Here is a 15,984-nt window from a genome sequence, read left to right as displayed (position 1 = left end):
CTTTATTCCACAACTTTTCAACAGCAAATGTGGTTTTTTGTCTGTACATTTTAATTGATTGGCAGTCAGTGAAAATAGGCAATCCGCAGGGAATTTGTAATAAATTTATCCTTGCTCCTCCTAATAAGCGGCTTTAACTGCCAAGTTTCTGTTTCTCTTCAAACCATTTGCGAAGCTGATGAATATGAGCTTGATGATATCTATTATGGTCTGCCATATGCCATATTCCCCATTGAATGGTTGCTTGTTTTTCTGCTTCATAATCTACTGTATGATTCAGCTGATCGTCAGTTAACTCATAACAAACAGACTTAAACATGCTGAATACTTCTTCATAATCAGTGAGAATTTGTTCTAATGAAACACCGGAAATGAAAGGGAGCTTATTGTTCTGATCTAACATTGGTCCATACTTCTCTTCAAGCTGCTTTGGTATCGGTTCACCCTTTATTCTGAATATCCAGTTGAGATCAACATATGCTAAGTGTCTTATTAGCTGAGCTGTACTATTGTATGTTTGATTTGGTCCTTTATAATCAATCTCCTGCTGTGACATGTCTGACACAATGGATATTAAGCGGCTGTAATTTTCATTAACGGCAGAATACAGCATCACCTCATTAGCACAATTTTTATATTCAGTTTGTCTTATTACTCATATTTGTCAAGCCATCCAGGGAATGAATCGCTAGAGGATGAAGCAATGAAGCAGGCTCTCTTTGCCTGCTTTTTTTGTGTGTCGGCCTATACATCTGACATGTTTGTTTATCTGAAACTGTACCTTTTTAAATGTCAGACAGTGTTATATGATACTCTGCAGATATTCAAGAATATGTACTTGGAGGACATTCTCATGCGAAATTTTAATGTTGCTATCCCTACGCCTTTTCATGAAGATGAAAGTTTATATTTAGAAGGATTTGATGCTATTGTCGAACATTTGAAAAACAGCGGTATCCATTCGTTACTCATATGCGGCACGACTGGTGAACAGCATTCACTCAGCATAGATGAGCGTCTTCAGATCATTGAGTATGTTCATCAGCGAAAATTTGAAGATGTTGAACTGATGTTCGGTGTTTCAGCCGTAAGAACCAGTGATGCCGTCAAACTGATGAAACACATCGAGAAAACCAATATTGATTCTGTACTGATTGGTTTTCCTCCTTATATAAGACCGACACAGCAGCAAGCCGTTTATTACGTTGACGAACTTCTCAGTCATACCTCTAAAGAGGCTGTGCTTTATAATAACCCCGGCCGGACCGGTTTTAATCTGAGTGAGAAAGCGCTTAAAGACTTAATAAGCCGGCATCCCGGGATAAGGGGGCTGAAAGAAGGAGGAGACGTTCTGCGTCATAAACAAACAGAGTTCCCTGATCACTTTATTTTGTTTGCGGCAGGAGACGTTGAATTTCCGAAGATGCTGAGTAACGGGTGTAACGGCCTGTCAAGTATGGCTGGAAATGTCTATCCTGAAGAAATCAGAGAAAGCTTCAGCAGCTTATCAGAAAATAAACCGATTAATCTGGACCGAATAAACGATCTGATTGCTGAAGTGACAAATCATCATACTGTCATGAATATAAAAAATCACTATAAGAAGATTGGGATTCAAGCAGGCAGCTGCCGGTCACCCATTATATAAGAAATGTTCCGTCGCGGATAAGTGAAAAATGTGATCAGCGCGCTTTCTGTACTTGGATTAGGCTTAATAAGCAAGTTATATAATACTGTCATTAGCGGGGGCGTAAGCATTTGTTTAGCTTTACATAAGGGAAACCTTATGATATGGTTATTATTGCTAATATTGACAAGAAAGAGGTGAAAGCAATGATAACGATTTATGGAATTTTGTATGGTAAAAATGCAAAAATTGGAAACATCTTGGCGGACAAAGGGAGCAGTCTGTCCTTTTTTAAGCCAAATCACCATACAAAAACAGTTATCGGTGCTTTTTCTCTATGTCAAATAAACGATAATCCAATGACATAATGTCCTTGTTTATTTGTGCATGATGTTATTTAAGCGTAACACCGATAATTGTGTCGGTGTTTTTTTGTGCCTGATTTTAAAAAAAGGTTAGATTGATAACTCCCTTCTATTTACTCAAACAAACAAGAGTATTATGGAAGGATGAGAAAACATGCAACAAAAAAACAAGTATATAAGAATCCAAGAGTTCCTGAAGCAAAATAAATTTCCTGATTTTAGAATGAATCAAATCAAAAATGCTGTATTCCAAGGGAGAATAAATCATTTCAATGAAATAACGGTTCTTCCTAAATCCCTGAGAAAATTGTTAATAGAGGAGTTCGGAGAGTCAATTTTAAATATTGCTCCTTTAAAAGTGCAGCATTCTGAGCAAGTTACAAAAGTCTTATTTGAAATTTCTGGAGACGAAAAAATAGAGACGGTTAATATGAAATATAAAGCCGGTTGGGAGTCATTTTGTATATCCTCGCAGTGCGGCTGTCATTTCGGCTGTACATTTTGTGCAACAGGAGATATTGGTTTAAAACGCAATTTAACGTCAGATGAAATGACTGACCAAATTTTGTACTTTCACTTAAAAGGACATTCAATTGACAGTATTTCTTTTATGGGAATGGGAGAAGCATTAGCGAATGTACAAGTTTTTGATGCTTTACATGTGCTTACAAATCCGGAGTTGTTTGCTTTAAGCCCTCGCAGGTTATCTATTTCGACCATAGGTATTATTCCGGGCATTAAAAAAATCACTCAGGATTATCCGCAGGTCAACCTGACGTTTTCATTACATTCTCCTTTTAATGAACAGCGAAGCAAGTTAATGCCGATTAATGAACGCTACCCGTTATTGGAGGTAATGGACACATTAGATGAGCATATACGTGTGACCTCAAGAAAAGTTTATATTGCTTATATTATGCTGCCGGGAGTTAATGATTCTATTGATCATGCGAATGAAGTAGTAAATCTTTTAAGAAGCAGATATAAGAGAGGGAACTTGTTCCATGTAAACATCATTAGATATAACCCGACTGTTAGTTCACCTATGAGATTTGAAGAAGTAAATGAGAAACAAGTTGTAAACTTCTATAAAAAATTAAAGTCAGCAGGAATTAACGTGACCGTCAGAAGTCAATTTGGCATTGATATAGATGCTGCTTGCGGACAATTATATGGAAATTATCAAAAAAATAAGAACCAATAAATCAGGTGCAGAACTCGGTTTGACTTCATATTATTTCATTTGATAACATAAAATGGTTATTGTGATTGAAAAAAAGATACCCGTTTTTATAAAAAAAGGAGTCATAACGTTGCTGAAAAGGTTTTTTCTTGTTTTTCTTACGCTGATAATGTCTATATTTGCTGTATTCGCGGCTGCTGAAGAGTCTCCCGGCGATCGTGTCATTTCTTTTGACGAGCCTATGATTTTATTGATCTCACTCGGAATCATCTTATGTTTGTTCATTCCTCCATTCGTCATGTCCTTTTTTGGCAGTTTGGTTGTGAGAATCATATCCGGAGTCTATCAATGTTTTATCGTTCTCACGTTTGCGGGGCTCATTCCGATTGGATTTCTGATCCCCAATGGCTTTTTGACAATTCTTGCTGCCGTACTGGGGACTTTGGTCAGTTCAGCGAGTGTTGCCGTGACCTTATTCGTTGGCAGGACAGAGAACACAAATAAGCTTTCGTAAGCGGTTTTGACAACAATAACACGCGTCCTGAAAACACCAAGTGTACAGACCCTTGGTGTTTTTTAATTCCGGCAGAAAAGAAGGTATAATGGGCGGAGAAGAGGTGTCAGCCAATGAAAATAACCAGAGAGACATTAGAAAAACAGCAAATTTGGATATATGGTGTGACTCTTGTAATCGGCGGAATAGCGGGGATCGCCGGGAAAGATTCAGGACTTCGCTGGGGATGGACGATATCACCGCTTATCGCTGTTCTCATGTATGCCATGTTTGCCCAAATCCCATTCTTGAAGCTGAGGGAAGCCATGTCAAACCTCAAATTTATGGCGGCTTTATTGATCGGTAATTTCTTAGCTGTACCTGTCGTTGTATGGGTGTTAACCGCCATTTTTCCTCAATCTCCTCCTATATTATCAGGGGTTTGTTTGGTATTGCTTACACCTTGTATTGATTACGTCATCGTCTTTACTCAGCTCGGCAAAGGAAATGAGAGATTAATACTGGCTTCCACGCCGGTTTTGTTCGCCGTTCAGATGGTATTGCTTCCGTTATACTTGTGGCTGTTTATCGGGAAAGAAGTGATAGGGGCTGTTCATGCGGGGCCGTTTCTGGAAGCATTCTTATGTTTAATAGCGGGACCGCTGCTGGCGGCAGTGATGACACAATTGTGGGCTGATAAGAAGCCGGCGGGAGAAAAGGTGTTGGAATGGACGGCGTGGCTGCCTGTTCCTTTTATGGCTCTGGTCTTACTGGCGGTCGTCGCCACACAAATCGGAAAGGTCATCAGTGATGCTGGCATCATTATACGTGTGATTCCGATCTATCTGTTATTCCTGCTCATTATGCCGTTTGTCTCCCGGTTTATCGCATACGCGTTCCGTCTGGATACAGGTGAAGGAAGAGCATTGATCTTCAGCACGGGCACAAGAAATTCTCTCGCAGTCCTTCCGTTAGCGCTGGCTTTGCCGGATGCTTGGGCTTCATTAGCCGCCGCTGTTATCGTCACACAGACGATCGTTGAATTGATAGGCGAATTGGTTTATATAAAAGCGGTGCCCGGATGGCTGCTGAAATAAAAAATAATTTGAACTGAAAAAAACATACCAACAAATATTGGTATGTTTTTTTATGTCGATTATAAAGTTGAAATATCAATGACGAAACGGTAGCGGACATCGCTTCGGAGAACCCGTTCGTACGCTTCGTCGACTTGATTGGCCGGTATTACTTCAATTTTAGGAGCAATGCCGTGCTCGGCGGCGAAATCAAGCATCTCCTGAGTCTGCGGAATACCGCCGACGAGTGAACCCGCAATGCTGCGGCGGCCCGTGATTAAGGAGAACACACTGTATGAGTCCGGCTTAGCGGGCGCTCCCACATTTACCAATGTACCGTCAATGCGAAGCAGGGATAAGTAGGCATCTACGTCAAGGTTCGCGGATACTGTATTTAAAATAAGATCAAATCGTCCGGCCAGCTCAGTAAATGTATCCGGATCGCTTGTGGCAAAGTAATGATCGGCTCCAAATTCAAGCGCTTCGTCTTTTTTGTTCATTGAGCGGCTGAGGACGGTGACCTCTGCGCCTAAAGCGTGCGCGAATTGAACGGCTAAATGTCCGAGCCCGCCCATTCCGACAATCGCCACTTTTTTGCCGGGGCCGGCATTCCAGTGTTTCAGCGGAGAATAGGTGGTAATGCCCGCGCACAATAGCGGGCTGGCAGCATCCAAATCCAGCTGATCGGGAATCCGGACAACGAATCTGTCAGTGACAACTATTTTCTGGCTGTAGCCGCCGTACGTAGGGTTTCCGTCGTAGTCCAGGTTATTATAAGTCTGAACAACGCCTTTTGTGCAATATTGTTCGTCTCCGTTAAGGCAGTATTCACATTCTCCGCAGGAGTCTACAAAACAGCCGACACCCACACGGTCTCCGACGGCAAATGTGGTGACTTCTTCACCCACGGCTTCCACAACTCCGGCAATTTCGTGTCCGGGAACCATCGGAAAGATTCCGCCGCCCCATTCATCGAATGCACTGTGGATGTCTGAGTGACAAATCCCGCTGTACTTAATATCAATCAGGATATCGTGCGGCCGTAATGCTCTTCTCTCAATCGTTGTCCGCTCAAATTTAGCTTTTGCATGCGGAGCGCTTAATACACGAGTCGGATGATTATTGCACATGGTTATCTTCCTTTCCAAGATAAAGTGATGAATCCTCTGTTCAATTTTACTTTAAATGTTAAAGCGGACTTTAAGTCAAGGAGTTTGGTTTATTTTTTTATGAAATGATATTCTATAATGGCACGCTTATGAAAGGTTTGAAGGACGGGTGATAAGAATATGAAGATTGCGCAGGCTGCAAAGCAGGTTGAGTTATCAGCCGCAACGCTTAGGTATTATGAAAGTATAGGACTGATTCCTCCGGTAAAACGCGATGAAAGCGGCATCCGCGATTATGATGAAGATGATGTGAATTGGATTCAATTTATAAAATGCATGAGAAGTGCCGGGCTGTCGATTGAGGCGCTGATTGAATATACCGCTTTATTTATTGAAGGAGCCGATCATACGATCGAACCCCGAAAAAACATCCTGATAAATGAAAGGAAAAGGCTGACGGAGAAACAGAGGGAAATTGATGAAACCATAAAACGATTAAACAGGAAGATTGAGGATTACGAAGATATCCTTGAAAATGAAGCGAAACTTAAAAACAGATTGAAAGCTGAATGTATTTCTGAATGAAGAGAAGGTGTCCCGGACGCCGGGCCGCATGAAATGTACCAAGGGAAACGAGCCTTGGTTTTTTTATTTTCTAAAGAGTGGAAACAAAACAGCCTTTTCTATCTTATCAATCATTACTTATCCTTTTTTCAGCTTGACTTTTTTACTGCAGACTTTTAAAGTGTGAAATGTTGCTTAGACTGTGATTAGCGACTTTAATGCTGAAAAGAGGTGGTTTACCCAGATGAACAATAAAAAGAACCCTTGGGCGTTATTGCCTTTAGTCTTATTCGTAGGGCTTTTTGTCGGCTCTGGTCTGGTGACCGGAGATTTTTATAAATTGCCGATCTTGATTGCCGCGATCATTGCGTCAGCTTTTGCGCTGTTATTTAACCGGAAGAAATCGCTCAATCAAAAAATAGAATGGTTCGCTTCCGGTGCGGGACATCCTGATATTATCATTATGGTTATGATTTTTATATTGGCAGGTGCCTTTGCTTCAGCGGCTGAAGCGATGGGAGCGGTGCATTCAACTGTCAATCTTGCTTTGAGCGTTATTCCGCAGCAGTTTTTGCTGCCGGGGCTGTTTATCATTGCTTGTTTTATTTCTATATCGATGGGAACATCAATGGGCACGATTGCGGCGGTTGCGCCGATCAGCGCGGGTCTGAGCGGAGAGCTTGGCATCTCCGGGGCGATTACGATGGCGGCTGTGGTCGGCGGAGCTATGTTCGGAGATAATCTTTCTTTTATTTCTGATACGACCATCGCGTCAGTCCGGACGCAAAAAACACAAATGATGGATAAATTCAAAACGAACTTTCTGATTGTTTTGCCTGCTGCCATTGTGACTGTTATTATCTTATTTTTTATTCCGGCAGGCCACGCCGGCCATACGGGTGCTGAATCTTACAACTGGATTAAGGTGCTTCCTTATGTCGCCGTGTTGGTTTTTGCGTTAATCGGTATTAATGTGATGGCTGTCATATTCGGCGGATTGGTTTTGACGGGGATCATCGGATTAGCGGGCGGCAGCCTGACGCTTGACTCTTATTTTAAGGCGATTACGGATGGAATTGCCGGAATGAGCGATCTGATCATCCTGTCCATGCTGATCGGCGGGATGGTCGGCGTGATGAAACAAAACGGCGGGATCGACTTTTTACTGGAGTTCATCACGAAACGAATCCGTTCGAAAAAAGGCGCCGAAGCCGGCATTGCCGGACTGGTCAGCGTGACGAATCTGGCTGCGGCCAATAATACGATCTCGATTATCGCAGCCGGGCCGATTGCAAAGAATATCGCTGATAAATTCAACATCGACAACAGAAAATCGGCAAGTATTCTGGATATCTTTTCGTGCATGATTCAAGGATTGATTCCTTACGGCGCACAGCTGTTATCAGCCGGGAAATTCGGGAATATTTCACCAGTCAGCATCCTGCCATACTCTTTCTATCCCGTTTTAATCGGAATCTGCGGCATCGCCGCCATCATATTTGGACTGCCGAAATTCACAAGAAATACGAAATAAAAAAAGGCGCCGTTCGGCGCCTTTTTTCTTTCATGACAGCCAAGCATTTCTCAAAAGCTGTACGCCCTGTGTGATCTGATCCGTATCGAGATGGGCGAAACCCAGCTTTATGATCGGCGGTTCGGGTTTTTCGGCAACGAAATAAACGGCGGTAGGATATACCTTCACTCCGTACTGAAAAGCGCGTTCAATTAATGTTTCTTCTGTATAGTTCAGGTGAACTCTCACCAATATATACAATCCCGACTGCTCGCCGATGATCGTCACATGATCGCCGAACTGCTGCTTTACATGTGAAATCAAGTGCTGCATTTTTCGCCTGTAAACAATGCGCATGCGCTTAATATGGCGGGTCCATTCACCGGCCTTCATCAATTCAGCCATGGTCAGCTGGTTAAGCGAAGAAGCGGTGCTTTCGAAATGAATAAACCGTTTTTTATACCGGTGCAAAAGGCGCTGCGGCAAAACCATATAGCTTATGCGGATGCCCGGAAGAAAGGATTTTGAGAAATTCCCTAAATAAATCACCCGGTCTGATTGAATGGAAGCAAGAGCGGGAAACGGCTGCTGTGTATAACGGAATTCACTGTCATAATCATCCTCAAGAATATAACCCTCTCTATGATTCACCCAATTGATCAGAGTTTGGCGCTGCTGAATGGACATGCTTACGCCGTAAGGGCTGTGATGGGATGGGGTCACATAGATTAATTTTTCTTTCATTGCATGTAATTGAGAAAAATCAGCTCCGTTTTCATAGACAGGCATCGTTTCCAGAGATAGCCCGTGAAATTGAAAAGCCGCTCTGGCACCGTCAAATCCCGGGTCTTCAACGATCATTCCCGAAAAATCCTCTTTCAGAATCCGGCTGAGATATATCAGCATCTGCTGCGTGCTGCTGCCGATGATAATGGAATCCGCATCTGTTTTCACTCCGCGGGATTCCAAGAGATAAGCGGCAATTTGTTCACGCAGGTCTCTCTCGCCGAACGGTTCACCGTACAGGAAGCTTTTCTCTGATGTCAAAACTTGATTGTATAATTTTCTCCATGTTTTCAGAGGAAAATGCTTTTGATCGACGGCTCCGGCGCGAAAATCAATCAGGACCGGCTGAGTTGATTCGGTTTTTTCAGCGTAAACAACATCGTTTTCTTTTTGAAATATAGAAGGTTCTACTTCATTTACAAAATAACCTTTGCGTGTTTCTCCGCGAATGTATCCCTCCGCTAAAAGAAGATCATAAGCCATCAGCGTTGTATTGCGGCTTACCCGCAGGGAATCTGCCAGCTCCCGAATCGAAGGCAGCCGCTCATCTGCCTGAATATTTCCCTGCTCAATCAATGTTTTAAATTGCTCGTAAATTTGTTTGTATTTCGGGGTGTCGCTTTCGAAAGCGAAAATCATATTTTTCATCAGATGTTCTCCTCTGACATGTGTATTTATTCCTAACTGTACCTTTTAAAATGTCAGGTGATATCTTATTATAGCGGAAAGCGCTTTATCAATCCATGTTCGAGAGGAGAGTTTTGTATGTATATTCCGGCTCCATTTCAGCTGAGTGAAGCTCAAGCGTGCGATGTTATCAAAGAGTATGGTTTCGCAGCATTGTTTTCAACGGCGGAAGGCATGCCGTATGCAACCCACCTGCCATTGATGATGAGTAAGAATAACGAATACTTATACGGTCATTTTGCATTGCCGAACCCCCAATGGAAAGAGATTGATGGCCAAAACGTGTTAGCCGTTTTTCAAGGGCCGCATTGTTATATCTCGCCTAAATGGTATGAGACGAATCAGGCTGTTCCCACATGGAATTATGTGGCGGTTCATGTTTACGGAGAGGCGGAGCTTTTGGATGAGGAAGAAACCGTGCAGTCGATGAGTGATCTCGTATTGAAATACGAAAGCCCCGACAGCCCGTACAAATTAGAGGATGTCGATGCGAAATTGCTGGCAGGCATGAACAAAGGGGTAAAAGGCTTTAAAATCAATATCAGCAAAATAGAGGGGAAAGCAAAGCTGAGTCAAAATCATTCAGCTGCAAGACAAGGGCTGGTCGTACAACAGCTCAAACAGATTCCTCATACAAACGAACAGCTCATTTCCGGCTTGATGGAAGAAAACATCAAACAGATCACTGCGAACAACTGACAAGCATGTTAAAAACATACCGGCAGCATGCGGTATGTTTTTTCAGGTTATGAAGCTTTTCTCAGGATGAATAACGACTCAAACAGCACATAAACTAACGGCGCCATTAAAATGGAGAAAGAATGAAAAATAGCATACGGTATGAGTAAGTAAACGATAAGTTTCAATAGAATGGTAGCCGGTTTATTGAATGTCCAGCGGTTCTTCAAGATATCAGTCATACAAGCTAAAACAAGGCCGACCGTCAAATATCCGGCTGCTATGTAAAGATAAATAAAAAGGTAAAACGGGTAAGAAGACAACGGCGGTGTGTCTTCCTGTGTCATTTTTAAACTCATGTAAAAGACCAATAAAAAGCAAACGGACGAAATCAGAGCCAGCAAAAGGTGTTTATATAAATACTTCTTCATGTGTTTCACCTGCCTATGGCGCAATTATTTCTTAACATATTATGACATGGTTTTACCGCTGCTGAAAGAATCGGCAGCTGAAAAAGACGGCAAATCCCGCCGTCTTTTTTTATATCTTAAGATTTCTTAAGAACTTTCACCGCTTTTTCTTCAGGTTTTGAATGTAGAGTGTGTTTTATAAATTCAAAACAAATGGAGAGATTAAAGATGAAACGTCTGTTATTTTTATTTCAATATATTATGAATCCCAGATCTGTCGGCGCCGTTCTGCCCAGCTCACATTTTCTTGCTGAGAAAATGACCGGAAAAATTGATTTTCATAAAGCTGAATACATTGTTGAATACGGGCCGGGCACGGGAGTATTTACAAAAAAGCTGCTTGAAAAACGTCAGCCTGGGACGATGATCTTATTGATAGAACAAAATGAGGAATTTTATGCTTTACTGAAAGAAAAATATAAAGAGGAACAAAACCTATTTATTGTACATGGATCGGCTGAACATATTGAGAGTCATATGAAGGAGCATGGAATTCCTTATGCCGACTATGTCGTCTCCGGACTTCCTTTTGCAAGCCTTCCAAAAAAAGTGTCTGCTGATATTTTGAAGGATACAGCTAAAATCTTAAGAAATCATGGAGAATTTATTACATTCCAATATACTCAATATAAAAAGGCATTGATTGAGCAATTCTTTCCCAAAACAGAAGTAAAGAGAGAATTCAGGAATATTCCGCCGGCTTATGTTTTCAGCTGTTCATTGCCGCGAAAAAAGAGGGAGGATTCATATGGGGACAACCATTCTAATCGTAGATGATGACAAAGATATCCGAAACCTGATCTCTGTCTATTTAGAAAATGAAGGAATAGACACACAGAAGGCGGAAGATGCTGCTGAAGCATTGAAATTATTGGAGCAAAAGGAGTTTGACCTGATTATTTTGGATATTATGATGCCCAATATGGATGGGATTGAGGCATGCATGAAGATCAGAGAAGAACGCAATCTGCCCATCATCATGCTTTCCGCCAAATCGGAGGATATGGATAAAATTCAAGGACTGGCCTCCGGCGCAGATGATTATTTAACGAAACCGTTTAACCCATTGGAATTGATCGCCAGAGTGAAATCGCAGCTGAGAAGGTATAAAAAATACAATACAGATACGATCAGCACGGCGAACGTCATTGAAATCGGTGATTTGACCGTTAATACGGATACAAGGCAGGTGTGGGTGCGGGGGAAAGAAGTCAGGCTCACTCCGAAAGAGTTTGATATTCTGGAGCTGCTTTCGAGAAACAAAGGAATTGTCATGAGTGTTGAAAAAATATATGAGGCGGTATGGAAGGAAGACTTTTTTAAGTCGGACAATACCGTAATGGTCCACATCACAAAGATCAGAGACAAGATAGAAGAGGATTCTAAACATCCGATTTATATCAAAACGGTATGGGGAACGGGATATAAAATATGAGGAAGTTTGGAAAAAAGCTGATTGTCAGGCTTCTGATCGCGATCGCAATTAGTTATCTTGTTGCATTTGGTGTGTTGATTCTTGTTATTTTATCTATCTCATATCTGTACAAAATAAATTATTTAACAGATGTGAGCCAAGGAAACGCTAATTTTAGGATACTGATTCAATTTACTGCAGCTATTTTGACCTTTATTGCGGTTTTTTTGTTATTGGTGCGGAAAAAAATATTATATTTGAAACACATTACGGAGAGTGTTCACCATATTGCCAATGGAAATTTAGGCTTGACCATCAGGACTGAAAGCAGGGATGAATTGACACAGCTTGCACAACATATCAATTATATGTCCGAAGAATTAGAGAATAAATTTGAACATGAAAGACAATTAGAACGAGTGAAAAGTGAGCTGATCTCAAGTGTATCTCACGATTTAAGGACCCCGTTAACATCAATTATCGGATATTTGGATCTGCTTAAAAAAGAACAATACAACAGTAAAGCTCAATTTCAGGAGTACCTTGAAACGATTTATTCCAAATCGCAAAGGCTGAAATATTTAATAGATGAACTGTTTGAATATACACATTTATCGAGTCCGGATGTTACTTTGAACCGCAGCAAAACAGACTTGTCAGCCCTATTGGAACAAATCACGGGAGAGTACATTCCCATGTTTGAAAAGGAACGATTAACTGTCCGAAAATCAATTACGGAAGAGCATGTTCCCGTCTGTATTGATATAGAAAAGATGGTTCGCGTTTATGATAATCTTTTTATGAATGCGCTGAAGTACAGCATCAAACCATCTGAATTGTTCATAAACCTTGAAATAAAAGATGAAAAAGCGATTTTGCAAGTGTCAAACAAGGCCGAACATCTCACTGCTGACGATATCAATCAATTGTTTGAACGGTTTTTCAGAGGAGATAAGGCCAGGACGGGTCATCAAGGTACCGGGCTCGGACTTGCCATTTCAAAGAGAATTGTTGAGCTTCACAGCGGCCGTATCCATGCGGATTACAGCGGCGGCTGGCTTCGTTTTACTGTTGAACACCCGATTGACTAGAGCTTGCGGGACAAACGTTCCGTAAGCTTTTTTCATAGAATAATTTAAGAATCCTTAAGGATTTTACCGGCTGTTTCTTCATTTTCTTTGCTTATGATGTGATGGGAAGCGAGGAGAGTGGAGAAATTGAAAAATAAAATGATTTTATTATGTATATGGTTTTTAGGCGTTTATTGTTTGAAGGAACTGGACTTGCTGTCATTTGATATGAATGATGTAACGGACTTTATATCAGGGCATGCGGAATACGCGATGCTGCTGTTTTTGGTTTTGTGGGTCGTCAGGCTTCTCTTTTTTATTCCCGGCATGACGCTTATGTTTTTGGGCGGAATCTGCTTTGATCCGATGGTCAGCATTTTATTATCAATGGCCGGCCTGTTTATAAGCGAAACATTAGTTTATCTGTTTTCAAGGAAATTCGCCAGCGAAAAAACGACTCAATTACTGGAAGATAAATATCCTGACTTGAAAGTGTTATTGGAGGCGTACAATTATAAGTTTTTGGCATTGGGGATGATTTGTCCGGCAGCTCCTACGGATGTGATTTGTTTTTTATCGGCAGCAATCGGGTTAAGGTATTCTGCATACATGTTAACTGTATTGATTTCAAATATTCCTATGGTGCTATTGTCCAGCTTTGTCGTTATCAATTTCAGTGAATCAATTACAGGTATTGTGTTAGTAATCGTTTCGTTTCTATTGATTACGATCTTAACGGTGAGAATGTGGAACCGCATGAAGCAAAATTACTCATGAAACAGGGGTTTTTTGTTCCGAAGGATGTAAAGAAGAATACATCAAAAAAAGCTGTCAGCTTGGTCCTGACGGCTTATTTTTGGTGAATGGTTTATTTCTCCGTGGTGAAATAAAGCAATGCGATGACTGGGAACGCGATTCCAATCCATAATGTAATACTCCACCCGCCTGAGGCGTATGCCCATCCTCCGATTGATGATCCTATAGCACCGCCCAGAAAGAAGATGGCCATAAATAATCCGTTTAATCGGCTGCGAAATTCAGGTGCCAACGAAAAAATGGCACGCTGACTGAGTACGAGATTGGCAGATACACCCATATCCAACAGGATAGCTGCGGCCACCAGAACTGCTATGCCGACGGGGGAGCTGCTCTGAATCATGAGCGGGAGTATTAAAGAAACGATGACAGCACCGAGAGCGATTCCGGTGGCAAGCCGGGTCAAGCCGCGATCAGCCAGACGGCCGCCTATAGGTGCAGCCGCTGCACCTGCAATGCCCGCTAATGCATACAGCGCGATTGCCTTTTGAGAAAAATGAAAAGCAGGACCGGACAATAATAAAGGTACAGTCGTCCAGAACAAGCTGAAAGCGCCAAATACAAACGCATGATAAATGGCACGGCGGCGTAAGACCGGAGTCGTGCGCAGCAGCTTCCACATTGAACCGAGTAAGACGGTGTAGCTTGTGTTTGCTGTTGGTTTTCTGGCAGGAAGCACTTTTGATAAGACGATTGCCAGGACAACACTTAACGCGGCGGATAAAGCAAATATGGCATTCCACCCCCATATATCAGCGACCAGACTGGATATCGGACGGGAAAGCATAATACCGAGCAGCAGGCCGCTCATCACATTGCCGACAACCCGGCCGCGTGCGGCGTCCGGTGCAAGGTATGATGCGAACGGAACTAGCACTTGGGCTGCAATTGATCCCAGTCCGATGAAAAACGCAGCGGCTAAAAACAGTGTTCCATGCTTCGCAAATGCTGTCAGTGTCAAAGCGGCTGCGCTTAGAAGGAGCGATACAACGACAAGTTTTTTGTTTTCGATAATGTCTCCCAAAGGGACGAGAAACAGTAAGCCGGCAACGTATCCGATTTGAGTCAGCGTGACAATCAATCCGGCGCTGCTTGGAGAAAGTCCGATTGCCGCACTAATGAATCCTGCCAAGGGCTGTGCATAATAAAGATTAGCGACAATGATACCGCATGCCGTTGCGAGAAGAAGGGTTAAACCAGGTGAAATTCCCTGATCTGCTGTTTGTTTGTTTTCTTTAGCCATATGAATGAACTCCTTTTTAAGTGTTTTTTATGATGCTTGATAAATGATTTGCTGATTCATCTCCTTTACGCAGAGGCTTTTGGAGTCTGCATTTCATCAAGACTTCCCTCAAGTTATTTTATAAACTAAACGTTTAGTTTTATTATAAACAAATAATATACTAAACGTTCAGTTTTGTAAATGGGTTTCTGTTTTCTTTTTTTATAAAGGTTAAGTATACTGAACGTATCGTTTATAATTCGGGAAGGAATGATTCATGTGCAGAGTAAACGAGGACGGCCGCGCGATGAAGGAACACATAAGGCAATTCTTTCTGCAGCCTATGACCTATTGTTGGAAAATGGCTTTGACGCGGTGACAGTCGATAAAATTGCTGAGCGTGCCAAAGTAAGTAAGGCAACGATTTATAAATGGTGGTCAAACAAGGCTGCCGTTATCATGGACAGCTTTCTTTCGACCGCTACGGACAGACTGCCTGTGCCAGATACAGGATCAACAGTGCAAGATATATTGACCCACGCCACGAATTTAGCAAGATTTTTGACGAGCCGGGAAGGAACCGTTATTAAGGAATTAATCGGTGCGGGGCAGCTGGATGCAAAATTGGCGGAAGAATATCGCGCTCGATTTTTCCAGCCCCGCCGCCTCCAAGCGAAAGGCCTTCTGGAAAAGGGAATTCAAAAAGGTGAATTAAGAGAGAATCTTGATATTGACGTAAGCATCGATCTCATTTACGGACCGATTTTCTATCGTCTGCTTATTACAGGTGATGAGGTGAATGATTCCTATGTGCATGATCTGGTGATAAGTGCGTTTAAGGGAGTTCAGCCTGCCTGAAAAATAGCCGGATCATGTGAAAGAGATACAGACTTCTGCTGCCTACGGGCGGA

18 protein-coding genes are annotated in these 15,984 nt (G+C 42.1%); 13 read left to right on the top strand and 5 right to left on the bottom strand.

Annotated elements, in window-relative coordinates:
* Positions 1–133 precede the first annotated feature (133 nt).
* Positions 134–613 carry a DinB family protein gene (locus NQS30_RS15600; RefSeq protein ID WP_015239244.1) on the bottom strand — a complete coding sequence of 160 codons (480 nt, stop codon included), beginning with the start codon at positions 611–613 and terminating at the stop codon, positions 134–136.
* A 240-nt stretch (positions 614–853) separates the two neighbouring features.
* Here NQS30_RS15600 and NQS30_RS15595 point away from each other — a divergent pair, with 240 nt between their 5' ends.
* The 5 genes from NQS30_RS15595 to NQS30_RS15575 all read left to right on the top strand — a co-directional run bounded on the left by NQS30_RS15595 (position 854) and on the right by NQS30_RS15575 (position 4,765).
* The gene (locus NQS30_RS15595; RefSeq protein ID WP_041482043.1) at positions 854–1,648 is read left to right on the top strand and encodes a dihydrodipicolinate synthase family protein; all 795 of its coding nucleotides are present in this window, start codon (positions 854–856) and stop codon (positions 1,646–1,648) included.
* 143 nt (positions 1,649–1,791) lie between these two features.
* A complete protein-coding gene (locus NQS30_RS15590; protein ID WP_007409550.1) occupies positions 1,792–1,995 on the top strand; it encodes a hypothetical protein in 204 nt (67 codons plus the stop codon).
* Between the two features lie 151 nt (positions 1,996–2,146).
* Positions 2,147–3,196: a Cfr family 23S rRNA (adenine(2503)-C(8))-methyltransferase gene (locus NQS30_RS15585; RefSeq protein ID WP_015239246.1), complete on the top strand. Its 1,050-nt coding sequence runs from the start codon at positions 2,147–2,149 to the stop codon at positions 3,194–3,196.
* Positions 3,197–3,305: 109 nt separating this feature from the next.
* Positions 3,306–3,689, top strand: a complete 384-nt coding sequence (locus NQS30_RS15580) for a hypothetical protein (protein ID WP_015239247.1) — start codon at positions 3,306–3,308, stop codon at positions 3,687–3,689.
* A 113-nt stretch (positions 3,690–3,802) separates the two neighbouring features.
* The gene (locus tag NQS30_RS15575; protein WP_015239248.1) at positions 3,803–4,765 is read left to right on the top strand and encodes an arsenic resistance protein; all 963 of its coding nucleotides are present in this window, start codon (positions 3,803–3,805) and stop codon (positions 4,763–4,765) included.
* Between the two features lie 59 nt (positions 4,766–4,824).
* Here the strand turns inward: NQS30_RS15575 and NQS30_RS15570 are convergent, their stop codons facing one another.
* Entirely contained in the window at positions 4,825–5,874 is a 1,050-nt protein-coding gene (locus NQS30_RS15570) for an NAD(P)-dependent alcohol dehydrogenase (protein ID WP_012116921.1), read from the bottom strand.
* A gap of 159 nt (positions 5,875–6,033) precedes the next feature.
* On the opposite strand from NQS30_RS15570, the gene NQS30_RS15565 reads away from it, so the two are divergent.
* Positions 6,034–6,438, top strand: a complete 405-nt coding sequence (locus NQS30_RS15565) for a MerR family transcriptional regulator (protein WP_007409338.1) — start codon at positions 6,034–6,036, stop codon at positions 6,436–6,438.
* Positions 6,439–6,661: 223 nt separating this feature from the next.
* Complete coding sequence (locus NQS30_RS15560; RefSeq protein WP_015239249.1) at positions 6,662–7,951, top strand: Na+/H+ antiporter NhaC family protein; 1,290 nt, start codon at positions 6,662–6,664, stop codon at positions 7,949–7,951.
* 30 nt (positions 7,952–7,981) lie between these two features.
* Here NQS30_RS15560 and pdxR read toward each other — a convergent pair whose 3' ends face one another.
* A complete protein-coding gene (gene pdxR / locus NQS30_RS15555; RefSeq protein WP_015239250.1) occupies positions 7,982–9,364 on the bottom strand; it encodes a MocR-like pyridoxine biosynthesis transcription factor PdxR in 1,383 nt (460 codons plus the stop codon).
* A gap of 117 nt (positions 9,365–9,481) precedes the next feature.
* On the opposite strand from pdxR, the gene NQS30_RS15550 reads away from it, so the two are divergent.
* Positions 9,482–10,102: an FMN-binding negative transcriptional regulator gene (locus NQS30_RS15550; protein ID WP_015239251.1), complete on the top strand. Its 621-nt coding sequence runs from the start codon at positions 9,482–9,484 to the stop codon at positions 10,100–10,102.
* A gap of 47 nt (positions 10,103–10,149) precedes the next feature.
* Here the strand turns inward: NQS30_RS15550 and NQS30_RS15545 are convergent, their stop codons facing one another.
* The gene (locus NQS30_RS15545) at positions 10,150–10,512 is read right to left on the bottom strand and encodes a hypothetical protein (RefSeq protein WP_218791501.1); all 363 of its coding nucleotides are present in this window, start codon (positions 10,510–10,512) and stop codon (positions 10,150–10,152) included.
* Positions 10,513–10,719: 207 nt separating this feature from the next.
* Between NQS30_RS15545 and NQS30_RS15540 the strand changes: the two genes are divergently transcribed.
* The 4 genes from NQS30_RS15540 to NQS30_RS15525 all read left to right on the top strand — a co-directional run bounded on the left by NQS30_RS15540 (position 10,720) and on the right by NQS30_RS15525 (position 13,812).
* The gene (locus NQS30_RS15540; RefSeq protein ID WP_218791502.1) at positions 10,720–11,328 is read left to right on the top strand and encodes a class I SAM-dependent methyltransferase; all 609 of its coding nucleotides are present in this window, start codon (positions 10,720–10,722) and stop codon (positions 11,326–11,328) included.
* On the top strand, positions 11,300–11,986 hold the full coding sequence (locus NQS30_RS15535) for a response regulator transcription factor (RefSeq protein ID WP_015239254.1): 687 nt from the start codon (positions 11,300–11,302) through the stop codon (positions 11,984–11,986). The genes NQS30_RS15540 and NQS30_RS15535 overlap by 29 nt, the downstream gene beginning before the upstream one ends.
* Positions 11,983–13,056 carry a sensor histidine kinase gene (locus tag NQS30_RS15530; RefSeq protein ID WP_015239255.1) on the top strand — a complete coding sequence of 358 codons (1,074 nt, stop codon included), beginning with the start codon at positions 11,983–11,985 and terminating at the stop codon, positions 13,054–13,056. The genes NQS30_RS15535 and NQS30_RS15530 overlap by 4 nt, the downstream gene beginning before the upstream one ends.
* Positions 13,057–13,173: 117 nt before the next feature.
* The gene (locus tag NQS30_RS15525; protein WP_227590178.1) at positions 13,174–13,812 is read left to right on the top strand and encodes a TVP38/TMEM64 family protein; all 639 of its coding nucleotides are present in this window, start codon (positions 13,174–13,176) and stop codon (positions 13,810–13,812) included.
* A 91-nt stretch (positions 13,813–13,903) separates the two neighbouring features.
* On the opposite strand, the gene NQS30_RS15520 is transcribed toward NQS30_RS15525, so the two are convergent.
* Positions 13,904–15,094, bottom strand: coding sequence for an MFS transporter (locus NQS30_RS15520; protein ID WP_218791503.1), 1,191 nt, complete (start codon positions 15,092–15,094; stop codon positions 13,904–13,906).
* Between the two features lie 258 nt (positions 15,095–15,352).
* Here NQS30_RS15520 and NQS30_RS15515 point away from each other — a divergent pair, with 258 nt between their 5' ends.
* Complete coding sequence (locus NQS30_RS15515; protein ID WP_167340521.1) at positions 15,353–15,931, top strand: TetR/AcrR family transcriptional regulator; 579 nt, start codon at positions 15,353–15,355, stop codon at positions 15,929–15,931.
* Positions 15,932–15,984 lie beyond the last annotated feature (53 nt).

Origin of the sequence: Bacillus sp. B1(2022) (assembly GCF_040259625.1) — a bacterium.
GTDB classification, from domain to species: Bacteria; Bacillota; Bacilli; order Bacillales; family Bacillaceae; genus Bacillus; species Bacillus velezensis.
The sequence above is the reverse complement of the archived record's forward strand: the minus strand, read 5'-3'. Positions and strand labels throughout refer to the sequence as shown.

Bases quoted from the DNA above. Each gene is read 5' to 3' on its own strand.
- NQS30_RS15545 (WP_218791501.1), bottom strand. From the start codon at position 10,512: ATGAAGAAGTATTTATATAAACACCTTTTGCTGGCTCTGATTTCGTCC.
- NQS30_RS15520 (WP_218791503.1), bottom strand. From the start codon at position 15,094: ATGGCTAAAGAAAACAAACAAACAGCAGATCAGGGAATTTCACCTGGT.
- NQS30_RS15595 (WP_041482043.1), top strand. From the start codon at position 854: ATGCGAAATTTTAATGTTGCTATCCCTACGCCTTTTCATGAAGATGAA.
- NQS30_RS15550 (WP_015239251.1), top strand. From the start codon at position 9,482: ATGTATATTCCGGCTCCATTTCAGCTGAGTGAAGCTCAAGCGTGCGAT.
- NQS30_RS15575 (WP_015239248.1), top strand. From the start codon at position 3,803: ATGAAAATAACCAGAGAGACATTAGAAAAACAGCAAATTTGGATATAT.
- NQS30_RS15590 (WP_007409550.1), top strand. From the start codon at position 1,792: ATGGTTATTATTGCTAATATTGACAAGAAAGAGGTGAAAGCAATGATA.
- NQS30_RS15535 (WP_015239254.1), top strand. From the start codon at position 11,300: ATGGGGACAACCATTCTAATCGTAGATGATGACAAAGATATCCGAAAC.
- NQS30_RS15585 (WP_015239246.1), top strand. From the start codon at position 2,147: ATGCAACAAAAAAACAAGTATATAAGAATCCAAGAGTTCCTGAAGCAA.
- NQS30_RS15540 (WP_218791502.1), top strand. From the start codon at position 10,720: ATGAAACGTCTGTTATTTTTATTTCAATATATTATGAATCCCAGATCT.
- NQS30_RS15565 (WP_007409338.1), top strand. From the start codon at position 6,034: ATGAAGATTGCGCAGGCTGCAAAGCAGGTTGAGTTATCAGCCGCAACG.
- NQS30_RS15600 (WP_015239244.1), bottom strand. From the start codon at position 613: ATGCTGTATTCTGCCGTTAATGAAAATTACAGCCGCTTAATATCCATT.
- NQS30_RS15570 (WP_012116921.1), bottom strand. From the start codon at position 5,874: ATGTGCAATAATCATCCGACTCGTGTATTAAGCGCTCCGCATGCAAAA.
- pdxR (WP_015239250.1), bottom strand. From the start codon at position 9,364: ATGAAAAATATGATTTTCGCTTTCGAAAGCGACACCCCGAAATACAAA.
- NQS30_RS15530 (WP_015239255.1), top strand. From the start codon at position 11,983: ATGAGGAAGTTTGGAAAAAAGCTGATTGTCAGGCTTCTGATCGCGATC.
- NQS30_RS15560 (WP_015239249.1), top strand. From the start codon at position 6,662: ATGAACAATAAAAAGAACCCTTGGGCGTTATTGCCTTTAGTCTTATTC.